Genomic DNA, 11,748 nt, shown 5'->3' on the forward strand with positions numbered 1-11,748 from the left:
CCCGGCCGATGCGTCGGGCCTTTTTCTGCTCAGTGTTTATCCTCACCGCCCAGGAAATAGATCCCCAACGGAATCGCCAGCAAGATCGTAAAGACCAGGCTGTAGACGAAAATCATCGAAGATTGAATGGCATACATTGACGTCGTCCAGTCAGACAGCGGGATATCGTATTGCTCTATCACCCCTCCGATGGTCGCTCGCGTCACCACTGACGCCGCGATGATAAATACCCCCAGCAGGCACAACAGAAACTTCTTCCCCTTTGCTGTCTTCAGCGTTGTCATGATCATAGTATCGTCCTTTTGCAGATGAATCCGTTACTTGCGCGTAACAATACCATGACAATACACGATTGTCTGCCCGAGAAACCGTGACATTACGTTCACATTAACGGCGCTCTTCTGAAATTGTAGCCAAATGCGCTATTTTTTTCGCCCATTCCATTATCCACTATGCGTCTGTGCTGGATAAAATATCATCCCTTCAGGTTAGCCGTAATGCATAAATACTCCTCCAGGAACAACAACGATACCTATGACTGCGGATCTCATTTTAAAAAATTCATTCAATCTGGCAGTGATTTTCAGTTGTAGCGCCGCACTGGTAATGATGCGATTTTGGCTTTGCCGTAAATTAAAATGGCAGAAAGGGTTTATTTTTCATGCTGCCCAATTCTTTATTTGCGCGATCATCATCGGCACGGTGGGTTGCATCATCAATAACGCCATCGAGAGCTACAGGCTGACGTTCATTTCAGCCAGCGTGATCGACTTTATCTGCACCTCGCTGATTGCGCTGATCCTGACGACCAAACTGTTTTTAGTGATCAACCAATTTGAGAAAGCGCAGATCGATAAAGGCCGGGATTTGACCAGCGCCCGAATCGTGTCGCGTATTATCAAGATCACAATTATTATTTCGATCGTTTTACTGTACGGCGAACATTTTGGCATGAGTTTATCCGGTCTGCTCACCTTTGGTGGGATCGGCGGTATCGCTGTCGGGATGGCGGGTAAAGATATTCTGAGTAACTTCTTTTCAGGCATCATGCTTTATTTCGACAGACCGTTTAGCATCGGCGACTGGATCCGTTCTCCCGACAGAAACATCGAAGGCACAGTGGCTGAAATTGGCTGGCGGATCACCAAAATTAATACTTTCGACCACCGTCCACTGTACGTTCCGAACTCGATATTCTCTTCAATTAGCGTAGAAAATCCGGGCAGAATGACTAACAGACGCATCAAAACGGTGATCGGGTTACGTTATGAGGATGCCGGGAAAGTCCGCGATATTGTTGGGGCGGTTAGAAGCATGCTTCAACACCATCCAGATATTGACCAAAAGCAGACGCTGTTGGTGTATCTCAACGAGTTCGGCGATTCATCACTGAATATTCTGGTCTATTGTTTTAGCAAAACCACGGTATGGAAAGAATGGCTCGCAGTCCAGCAAGATGTTTATTTGAACATTATTGATATCGTGCAGAGCCACGGCGCTGATTTCGCGTTTCCCAGCCAGACGCTTTATATTGACGAGCCAGAAAAAATCAGTCATTAACCCGGTCTGTTATTTTCGCCAGATACGCGTCGAGCTTATGCCTACGTAAATAGTCTTCCAGCTCTTTTGCCCACGCGGCACCTTCCCCGAGAATCGCACGGCTGTGGGTTGCCGCGTACAGATACCGGGTATCGTACAGATTAATCAGCGTCTGATTTATCCCTTCTGTATTACAGCCCGGGTTTTGCTGCTGTTTTTCCAGTGCCCGAACAATACGCGTTCGCTCTTCAGGAGCCGATGACAATTCCCGCTCATTAAGCTCACTGAGTACCAGAAAGTCGGGAGGCATCCCCTCTTCAATGGCAGCCTGCAGGCGATAATGGCCATCGAGGATCACATACGATCCCAACCCTGCAATGTACCAGACCAATATCGGCGGCAATGTCCCCTCACGGCACTTTTTACGCCACCATTTCAGGCGCCCGGCAGCGGGTTTTAGGGGATAACGTCCGAGCAGCAAATTACCGCCCCACCACCAGTCGACCAATGTGACGCGGTTGGGATTGGCCAGATCGGGAAAATCGTCACCGTAAAGACGCCACTGACAGCCGAAATTCCCGCTACTCTCCGGCGAGTCAAATCGCCAGTCTTTCACTGATACGGGTTGCTGACGGGAATAAGGCGCTGTGCATCTGGCGGCTGACATTGGCCTTAGCAACCAACGACGTGGCGACAGGAGTGGAACAGGCGTATTCATCAACTGACGGGCAAAATAGCGACACCACTCGCCAGTCCAGTTCTCCTGCGGCTTGCGTTTGATGAACTCGACATCTTCCGATGCCACAGGAGGTAATAAATCCCGCCGTCCGGCGTAATCGGTATTCAATATCACCCAAACGCCAGAATGATCTTTGAGCATGGCGGCCCAGAACAGTGTCTCACCATAAAGGGTGAACGCTATCCGGCCATGATGACCACTAAGTATTTCGACTGCCTGTACTGCCCGCGAATCTTCCCGCACCGTCAGCGTTAAACCCTGCCAGTGGTTATTTCGGTCAACAAGGTCTTTCCACCAATATCCTGTCATTTCCCTCTTCCCTGAAAGCCCGGCGATACAGCCTGGATGATAAGTTAAACATAGGCGCTAACACCAGCCCTGAGAAGCGGTGAAGGTTCGCATTCCCGCGTCCTCCAGGCTATATCTTAGACATCTTTATTCATACAGGGGTGGTGAGGATGGGCAAGAAAATTCTAATGCTGGTGGGTGATTACGCTGAAGATTACGAAACCATGGTACCGTTTCAGGCATTGCAGATGATTGGTCATCAGGTTGATGCGGTCTGCCCTGACAAAACCAGAGGCGACTATATCATGACGGCGATTCATGATTTTGATGGTGCCCAAACCTACAGCGAGAAACCCGGTCACCGTTTTACGCTCAACGCCGACTTTGCGGCGGCGGAAGAAAAGAATTATGACGCGCTGTTGATCCCCGGTGGGCGGGCGCCGGAATATCTGCGCTTAAATGATAAAGCCATCAAACTGGTGCAGGCGTTTGACGCGGCGGGTAAACCTATTGCCGCCGTTTGCCACGGTGCCCAATTGCTGGCGGCCGCCGGAATACTCAAAGGACGCACCTGCAGTGCCTACCCGGCCTGTGCGCCGGAAGTCCGGCTCAGCGGCGGGCAGTATGCTGACATCGGCATTGACCAGGCACATGTTGACGGCAATCTGGTCACCGCCCCCGCCTGGCCTGCACATCCACAATGGTTAGCAAAATTTGCCGAACTATTACAGTAGTCAAAGGTTGAACGGATAAAGAGACGCTGGCGCTATAATCGCGCCAGCGTTGGGTTTATTGTTGACGGTATATCAGTGTTTCACAATATACATGGTCCGGCTGTAGGCCACGTCTTCCGGGTTGGTGATGGGATAACCTTTAAGCCACGGTTTAATTAAACGGCCGTTGGTGTACTGATAAATTGGCGCAATCGGCGCCTGCTCCATCAGGATTTTTTCCGCGGCATTGTAATCCGCATTACGTGCCTGCGCGGTATTTTCCAGGGTTGCCTGAGTCAGAACCTTATCGTATGCCGGGTTGTTGAAACGAGAAATATTACCGGAATGCGTTGAGGTCAGCAGCGAGAGGAAAGTAGACGGTTCGTTGTAATCCCCGACCCAGGAAGCACGAATCACATCAAAATTACCGGTATTACGGCTATCAATATAGGTTTTCCATTCCTGGTTTTGCAGTTTCACATCCACACCGAGGTTTTTCTTCCACATCGATGCCACGGCAATCGCAATTTTCTGATGATTTTCAGACGTATTATACAGCAGCGTCAGATTTAACGGACGATTCGGACCATAGCCTGCCGCCCGCAGTAACGTTTTGGCCTGCGCATTCAGTTCTTCCTGACTCATTTGCTCAAACGGTGAAGGTTCAGGTGTAAATCCGGCCGTCACATCCGGGGTAAAATGCCAGGCCGGTTTTTCCCCGGTGCCCAACACTTTTTCAGCCATAATACGTCGGTCGATGGTCATGCTTAATGCCAGGCGCACACGAGAATCCGCAGTAGGTCCTTTTTGTGTGTTGAAGGCATAATAATACGTCCCCAGCTGCGGCGGGGTATAAACCTGGCCGGGAATATCCTTCATCAATTTCTGATACAGATTTTTCGGGAAGGACTCCGTGATATCAATATCACCTGCCAGATAGCGTTTGGTCGCGGATGATTCCTGGTTGATGGGCAGGAACGTCACTTTTTGGATGACGGTTTTCGCATTATCCCAGTACTGCGTATTCGGCTCGACGACCAACTTTTCATTGACCACGCGATCTTTTAAAACGTAAGCGCCGTTGCCGATCAAATGGCCTGGCTTAGTCCAGTCCTTTCCACTCTCTACGTTGGCTTTCTGCACCGGATAAAAGGCAAAGTTGGCGGTCAGATTCGCAAACCAGGGTAACGGTTTATCCAGCTGGACTTTTAACGTTCGCGAATCAACGGCGATGACGCCCAGTTTATCGGGCGTGGCTTTCCCATCGATAATGGCCTGCGCATTATTAATTCCCGCCAGCGCTGCAAACCAGGCGAACGGTGACAGTGTCTTCGGATCCACCAGACGCTGCCAGCTATAGACAAAATCCTGTGCCGTAACCGGGCTTCCGTCGGCCCATTTGGCGTTGTCGCGCAGGGTAAACGTCCAGACACGGTTGTCATTGCTCTTCCACTGGGTGGCGACACCCGGAATAATTTCACCTTTGTCGTTTTGATTGACCAGGCCTTCAAACAGGTCACGAATCACCTGAATTTCTGGTAATCCAACGGCTTTAGCCGGATCAAGCGACGCAGGCTCATCTTTGATATGGCGCACCAGCTCTTGTTTTTCTGCCAGGACCGTTCCGTTGGGAACATCGGCAGCATGTGTCTGAAAAATGCTGCTAACCAACAGCGCACAACAGGTTACTGAAACAGAGAGCTTCATAAGGTACCCCAATCGATAAGTTAATCCTGAATAAAATGACGGCGTAATTATTTGTTTTAACTATGGGAAAAGCAAATAACTTCCCACACAAAATTGATATTACAACGAGAATAAGAAGTCTATGAAAACGATTTGATTATCCGCGAAATTTGCACAACACTGCGAATAATAACTCCAGCATTCAGAGACGCTTATGACCGTTACTCGCCCTCGCGCCGAACGCGGCGCATTTCCGCCTGGCACAGAACACTATGGACGTTCACTCTTAGGGGCGCCGTTGATCTGGTTCCCGGCTCCTGCCGCCGATCGTGAAAGCGGTCTGATTTTAGCGGGCACCCACGGTGATGAAAATTCATCGATGGTCACGCTCTCCTGCGCGCTGCGCACCCTCACCCCGTCTTTACGTCGTCATCATGTGGTGCTGGCCGTCAATCCGGATGGTTGCCAGCTCGGGCTGCGCGCCAATGCCAACGGTGTCGATTTAAATCGTAACTTTCCGGCGGCAAACTGGAGGGCGGGCGAAACGGTGTATCGCTGGAACAGCGCCGCAGAAGAGCGCGATGTTGTGTTACTTACCGGAGAACATTCGGGGTCGGAGCCGGAAACCCAGGCGTTGTGCCAGCTCATACACCGTATTCACCCTGCCTGGGTCGTGTCATTCCACGATCCGCTGGCCTGCATTGAAGATCCAAAAAACAGTGAATTGGGTGCGTGGCTGGCGCAGATGTTCGAATTGCCACTGGTGACAAGCGTAGGTTACGAGACGCCAGGATCCTTTGGCAGTTGGTGTGCCGATCTCAACCTGCACTGCATCACCGCTGAGTTTCCGCCTATTTCTTCCGACGAAGCCAGCGAGACGTATCTGCTGGCAATGTCGAATCTGCTTCGCTGGCATCCTAAAGATGGAGTTTTCCGGTCGTAAAATGCAGTGCTGGCTCGACATCCACCGCCAGCCAGGTCGGGCCATCAAGATCGGCGAAACTCACCTGCGTCGTCAGCGGTAGCGCTGCGCTGATCGCACGCGACGTGCATAACATGCAGCCCAGCATTAAACCGAAACCTTGCGCTTTGGCTTCGGTTGCTAATGCTAATGCTTCCGTCAGCCCTCCGGTTTTGTCCAGCTTAATGTTGACCATCTCATAGCGCCCTTGCAGCGATTTCAGGCTGCTACGGGTATGGCAACTCTCATCTGCGCAAATGGGCAACGGGTGAACGAAATTCTCCAGCGCGGCATCATCGTGCGCCGGTAATGGCTGCTCCAACATCGCCACACCCAAATCGGCCAGTAGCTGACAGCGGGCCGCCAGACCACTCGCATGCCAGGACTCATTGGCATCGACAATCAGCGTCGCCTCAGGAACCGCCGAACGAATCGCCACCATACGTTCGCTGATCAGATGATCATCGAGCTTCACTTTCAGAAGTGTCGCCCCGTTTTCCCACAGGGCCGCCGCGCTGGCCGCCATTTGTTCTGGCGTTCCAATCACCACGGTTTGCGCCGTAATCACCGGTGAATCCAACTCGATACCAACGAACTCGATCAGTGTTTGCTGCTGTTGACGGGCGCTTAAATCCCACAATGCACAATCTACCGCGTTACGTGCCGCGCCAGCAGGTAACAACTGCTGTAAGGTTTCGCGGGTTAACCCTTTTTCCAGTTGCGGGGCAATGCTCATGACCTGCGCGAGCACCGAGGCATCGCTTTCGCCATATCGTGGGTAAGGCGTACACTCGCCCGTCCCCTTCACACCGTTTTCTTCCAGCTCCACAACCACCACATGCGCTTCGCTCCGACTCCCTCGCGCAATAACAAAGGGGGTATGCAGTGGCCAGGCTTCCTCATACACCTTCACCGATCTCATTCGTGCTCCTTATGTTGCGGCGGTGTGCGATTCACCACAAATAGCGTTTGCTGTGTTAACTACTGATGGCATAAACTAACCGCGACGTTAACTATATGTAAACAGGAAGATAACCATGTCACAAACCGTTCATTTCCAGGGCAACCCCGTTGCAGTCGCCAACTCCATTCCTCAGGCTGGTAGCAAAGCGCAGGCTTTTACCCTCGTGGCAAAAGACCTGTCTGACGTCGCACTGACTCAGTTTGCTGGCAAACGTAAAGTGCTGAATATTTTCCCGAGTATTGATACCGGCGTATGTGCGGCATCGGTACGTAAGTTTAACCAACTCGCGACAGAAATCGACAACACCGTGGTGCTGTGCATTTCTGCCGACCTGCCGTTTGCCCAGTCTCGTTTCTGCGGCGCGGAAGGCCTGAGCAACGTTATCACCCTCTCCACGCTGCGTAACAGTGATTTTCTGAAAAACTACGGTGTGGAAATCACCGAAGGTCCTCTGAAGGGCCTGGCGGCACGCGCCGTGGTGGTGGTCGATGAAAACGACAACGTCATTTTCAGCCAGCTGGTGAATGAAATCACCAACGAACCTGACTACACCGCCGCGCTGGACGTCCTGAAAGCGTAATCGTCGCGGATACAAAAATGCCTCCAGATTTGGAGGCATTTTCATTTTTGCGGTTACTCGTCGTTCTTCTTCTGACTCAAGCCATATTCACGCAATTTATTGGCAATCGCGGTGTGTGACACCCCCAGCCGTTTCGCCAGCTTACGCGTGCTGGGATAATTGCGATAAAGCTGCGTCAATACGGAACGCTCAAAACGACTGGTAATATCATCCAGTGACCCTTCCATCGCATCTTCTCCGACAGCAACGGTCGCGGCATCGTAATCCGGCAATAAAATATCCTGTGGGCGCAGCTCGTAACCTTCCAGTTGAGTCAACGCACGGTAAATGGCGTTTTTGAGCTGACGCACGTTGCCGGGCCAACCGTAACGGGTGAGTACCGTTCCAAGATCGGCCGCCAGTTTAGGCCTTGGCACACCCTGCTCATCGGCAAAACGCGCCACGAACAGCTCGGTGAGCGGCATAATGTCCTGCGGACAATCGCGCAGCGGCGGCAGGTTGAGCGTCAGAACATTCAGGCGGTAATAGAGATCTTCGCGGAACAGTCCTTTTTGCACCAGTTCCACCAGGTTCTTCTGGGTGGCGCAAATCACCCGAACATCCACGTGAACTTCTTGATCTTCGCCCACCCGACGGAACGTACCGTCATTGAGAAAGCGCAGCAGTTTCGTCTGCATACGCGGCGACATCTCGCCAATTTCATCCAGCAACACCGAGCCGCCGTTCGCCTGTTCGAAGAACCCTTTTTTGCCTTCCGGCGCGTGGCCAAAGAGCTCACTTTCAACCGCATCCTCCGGGATGGACGCGCAGTTCAGCGCCAGATACGGTTTTGCTGCGCGCGGGCTCGCCAGATGACAGGCATGTGCAAAGAGATCTTTCCCTGTCCCGGTATCCCCGGTGATCAACAGCGGCGCGCTCAACATTGCCAGCTTACGAGCCTGCTCAACCACATGTTTCATTTTGGCGCTAACGGCAATCACCTGGCTAAAGGCGCTCAGATCCTGGGTGTTGAGGTTCTGCAACTGACGCCCCATCCGCAGGGTGGAACGCAGCATCACCACCGCGCCTGTCAGCATATGTTCGTCGTTCTCGCCCTGAAGATGGACCGGCGTAATTTCCATCAGGAAATTCTGACCGTTGATCACCACATGTTCGTTGTGGGAGCCTTGCGGATTGCCCTCCAGCCAGCGCTGGAAGTTGAAACCATTGATCAATTGCGCCGCCGTGTGATTGCGCATGCGCTCCGGGTTTTGCGCGAAAAGCTGACAGCTCGCGGGGTTCGCCATCTCCACTTTGCTTTTCATGTCCAGCGACAGAACCGGCTCCGGGAGCGCCTCAAGCAAGGCGCTAAGCGCCAGATGCTCGCGCTCGGACGGCATCCACGGCACGGTGCGCACATCAGTGACGCCCGCGATGCGACGAATCTCCGCCATCAGGCTGCTGAAGTTGGTGAACTCCAGTTCAGCAAAATTAAGGTAAATCCGCCCAATGGGGTCAATCTCAATACCACGTAAATCAATGCTGCGAAGTACCAGTAAATCCAGCAATTCACGGGTCAGACCTAGACGATCTTCACAAAAGACTTCCAGACGCATGGGAACCTTCACCTAATCAATGAACTATTAAACAGATGATAAGCCACTATTCGGTTAGCAGGAAGGAGTCTGTCAACAAATATTGACAGCATGGTGGAAATTTGGGCGCTGACGCGTAAAGCTGTACGGTCAGCACCCTGATCAGGTTTAACTTTCGCGGGAAGATTTGTTTTTTTGCAACGTCTCTTTGAGCTGACCCACCAACTGGCGCCGAAAATCCCCCAGCCGCGGTTTATCATCATCAATCCACGGCAAAGGACGGCAAAGCTCCATGGCTTTAATCCCCAGGCGAGCCGTCAACAACCCGGCGCCTATCCCCTGCGCGGCGCGGGTGGACAGACGTGCCGCCAGATCCTGCGACATCCAGTCCATTCCGACTTCACGCACCAGTTCACTGGCACCCGCAAACGCAATGTTCAGCAGTACCAGGCGGAATAACCGCAAGCGGCTGTAATAGCCCAGTTCAATGCCGTACAACGTGGCGATGCGGTTGATCAGGCGTAAATTACGCCAGGCAATAAAGGCCATATCCACCAGCGCTAACGGGCTGACGGCAATCATCAGGGTCGATTCCGCCGCCGAGCGGCTGATTTCTCGCCGGGCCTGCGCGTCCAGCACGGGTTGCACCAGATGGGCATACAGGCTGACCACTTCACGATCATTTTGCGTCTCATGAATCGACGCGTACCAGCGTTGTAACGCCGGATGTGACTGATCAATACCCGCCTGCTGCGCCAGTTTCTCGCAAAACGCGCGCCCTTTACCGGTACCGACACTGTGTAACAGCTCACGCGCTTCATCACGCTCATGCGCGCGCTGGCGTAACCGCCACAGCCGCCGCCACTCGGTCGACACCGACCCAACGCCCGCGCCGATAATCAACATACCTGCCGCACAGCCGCCAAGCGCGGCCCAGTCCTGGGTTTGCCAGGCATTCATTGTCCACTGAACGCCCTGACCGACGACGCTCACGCCAAACAGCGCCAGGCCGCCCATCACCATTTTGCGCCACAGACTGCGTTTCGGGCGTAATGCGGCATCAATGACCGCTTCTGCTTGTCCTTCGTCCTCCAGCGGCTCTTCTGTCTTCGCTGGCGCGAAGGTCTGCGCCTCTGTTTCGCTGAAGGACTGTTGCGACTTAAAGGTCGGACGTACTTCTGCTTCCAGCGGCCCGGCGAAATCGATACGCGGTTTCAACGGTTCGGTCATCGCAATTTATCTCCTATCAAAAACTCCAGCGCGGCATCCAGACGAATGTGTGGCAGCGGTTTGTCGACATCCATCACCTGGGGGCGAAACGCTTCAAACTGAAACCCCTGGCTGTCCCAAAACGCCTGTCCGGGCAGACGCGCGGGCACCTCCCCAGGATAGACGGTCAGGGGTTTACCGTCGTTGAGACGATTTCCACGCAACGCAGGGATTTTTTCGCCATTCACATCAATTAGCCCGCTGGTCGTCGCCTGTACGGACGCCAGCCCCAGACAATCCATACTGATCCCCTCAAAGGCGGCATTTTGCCAGGCATCCTGGATCAGTTGCTGGAGCAAAGAAACCATATTGGCGTGTTGATCGACGGTCACGTGATCCGCTTTGGTGGCGGCAAACAGCAGTTTGTCGATAACGGGCGAAAAAAGCCGCCGGAACAACGTACGCTGACCGTAATGAAAGCTCTGCATCAGTTGCGTCAAGGCCAGACGCATATCATTAAACGCCTGCGGCCCGCTGTTGAGCGGCTGCAAACAGTCCACCAATACGATCTGACGATCAAAGCGCAGGAAGTGGTTTTTGTAGAACCCCTTTACCACTTTTTCGCAGTAGTAATTAAAGCGCTCGCGCAGCATTCCAGCATTAGTGTGTTTGTCGGCCTGCGCCAGTTTCGATTCGCCAAACGCATCCACATCCGGCCACGGGAAAAATTGCAGGGCCGGTGCCCCCGCCATATCCCCCGGTAACACAAAGCGTCCCGGTTGAATGAAATGCAAACCTTCTTGTTTGCATTGATGCAGATAATCAGTCCACGCAGCCGCAATGTCAGCCAGACGGTTTTCATCGGCGGGCGCCAGCGGATCCAGGCCCTGGCATAACTGACGCCATTTGGTTGACCACTCGCCCCGTTTGCCCTGTAGCAGCCCTGTCATTTGCCGTGACCAGCTCAGGTAATCCTGTGCCAGCATCGGTAAATCGAGCAGCCATTCGCCGGGATAGTCCACAATCTCCAGATACAGGGTGGACGTATCTTTGAAATGGCGCAGAAGGGAATCATTAGATTTGTAACGTAACGCGAGGCGAATTTCACTTACGCCGCGCGTCGGCGTCGGCCAGCCAGGCGGCTGAGCATAAAGCTGGGCCAGCCCCTCATCATAGGTAAAACGCGGAATACCAAAATCACGTTGCGGCACCCGCTTTACCCCGAGCAGGCGTTCTTCCCGCACGGCGCTGAGCAGTGGCAGGCGAGCGCCGGTATGCACATTCAGCAGTTGGTTCACCATCGCCGTGATAAACGCCGTTTTGCCACTGCGGCTCAGTCCGGTCACCGCCAGGCGCAGATGTCTGTCGACCCCACGATTGACCAGCGCATTGAATTCGTTTTTAAATCGCTTCATCGCCATCCCGTTGTGCCTGAAGACCCGAAAAAATTATAACGTATTCGTATTAATGTGGGGTCAGGCTGTTGATAATCAAC

Annotated in this window: 11 protein-coding genes; 4 read left to right on the plus strand and 7 right to left on the minus strand. The window is 53.1% G+C overall.

Features of this window, described 5'->3' with window-relative positions:
* Positions 1 to 29: 29 nt before the first annotated feature.
* Complete coding sequence (locus AC07NP_RS11470) at positions 30 to 290, minus strand: DUF2534 family protein (RefSeq protein WP_192612335.1); 261 nt, start codon at positions 288 to 290, stop codon at positions 30 to 32.
* Positions 291 to 534: 244 nt separating this feature from the next.
* Between AC07NP_RS11470 and AC07NP_RS11475 the strand changes: the two genes are divergently transcribed.
* Positions 535 to 1,560: a mechanosensitive ion channel family protein gene (locus tag AC07NP_RS11475; protein WP_494660553.1), complete on the plus strand. Its 1,026-nt coding sequence runs from the start codon at positions 535 to 537 to the stop codon at positions 1,558 to 1,560.
* Here AC07NP_RS11475 and AC07NP_RS11480 read toward each other — a convergent pair.
* A complete protein-coding gene (locus AC07NP_RS11480; protein ID WP_494660554.1) occupies positions 1,550 to 2,587 on the minus strand; it encodes a ParB N-terminal domain-containing protein in 1,038 nt (345 codons plus the stop codon). The two genes, AC07NP_RS11475 and AC07NP_RS11480, sit on opposite strands and share 11 nt — an antisense overlap.
* Positions 2,588 to 2,736: 149 nt before the next feature.
* Between AC07NP_RS11480 and AC07NP_RS11485 the strand changes: the two genes are divergently transcribed.
* Positions 2,737 to 3,300 carry a DJ-1/PfpI family protein gene (locus AC07NP_RS11485; protein WP_494660555.1) on the plus strand — a complete coding sequence of 188 codons (564 nt, stop codon included), beginning with the start codon at positions 2,737 to 2,739 and terminating at the stop codon, positions 3,298 to 3,300.
* 72 nt (positions 3,301 to 3,372) lie between these two features.
* On the opposite strand, the gene AC07NP_RS11490 is transcribed toward AC07NP_RS11485, so the two are convergent.
* Positions 3,373 to 4,986, minus strand: coding sequence for a peptide ABC transporter substrate-binding protein (locus AC07NP_RS11490; RefSeq protein ID WP_494660556.1), 1,614 nt, complete (start codon positions 4,984 to 4,986; stop codon positions 3,373 to 3,375).
* A 193-nt stretch (positions 4,987 to 5,179) separates the two neighbouring features.
* Between AC07NP_RS11490 and mpaA the strand changes: the two genes are divergently transcribed.
* Positions 5,180 to 5,908: a murein tripeptide amidase MpaA gene (gene mpaA, locus AC07NP_RS11495; protein ID WP_494660557.1), complete on the plus strand. Its 729-nt coding sequence runs from the start codon at positions 5,180 to 5,182 to the stop codon at positions 5,906 to 5,908.
* Here the strand turns inward: mpaA and ycjG are convergent.
* The gene (ycjG, locus tag AC07NP_RS11500) at positions 5,883 to 6,848 is read right to left on the minus strand and encodes an L-Ala-D/L-Glu epimerase (RefSeq protein ID WP_494660558.1); all 966 of its coding nucleotides are present in this window, start codon (positions 6,846 to 6,848) and stop codon (positions 5,883 to 5,885) included. The two genes, mpaA and ycjG, sit on opposite strands and share 26 nt — an antisense overlap.
* A gap of 115 nt (positions 6,849 to 6,963) precedes the next feature.
* Between ycjG and tpx the strand changes: the two genes are divergently transcribed.
* Positions 6,964 to 7,470, plus strand: coding sequence for a thiol peroxidase (gene tpx, locus AC07NP_RS11505; RefSeq protein WP_203361070.1), 507 nt, complete (start codon positions 6,964 to 6,966; stop codon positions 7,468 to 7,470).
* A 53-nt stretch (positions 7,471 to 7,523) separates the two neighbouring features.
* Here the strand turns inward: tpx and tyrR are convergent, their stop codons facing one another.
* The 3 genes from tyrR to AC07NP_RS11520 form a co-directional block, all read right to left on the minus strand.
* Entirely contained in the window at positions 7,524 to 9,065 is a 1,542-nt protein-coding gene (gene tyrR, locus AC07NP_RS11510) for a transcriptional regulator TyrR (protein ID WP_203361069.1), read from the minus strand.
* A gap of 147 nt (positions 9,066 to 9,212) precedes the next feature.
* The gene (locus AC07NP_RS11515; protein ID WP_494660559.1) at positions 9,213 to 10,274 is read right to left on the minus strand and encodes a TIGR01620 family protein; all 1,062 of its coding nucleotides are present in this window, start codon (positions 10,272 to 10,274) and stop codon (positions 9,213 to 9,215) included.
* A complete protein-coding gene (locus AC07NP_RS11520; RefSeq protein WP_494660560.1) occupies positions 10,271 to 11,668 on the minus strand; it encodes a YcjX family GTP-binding protein in 1,398 nt (465 codons plus the stop codon). Before AC07NP_RS11520 ends, AC07NP_RS11515 begins: the two co-directional genes overlap by 4 nt.
* Positions 11,669 to 11,748 lie beyond the last annotated feature (80 nt).

This window comes from Citrobacter sp. GW821-FHT07H02 (assembly GCF_059418505.1).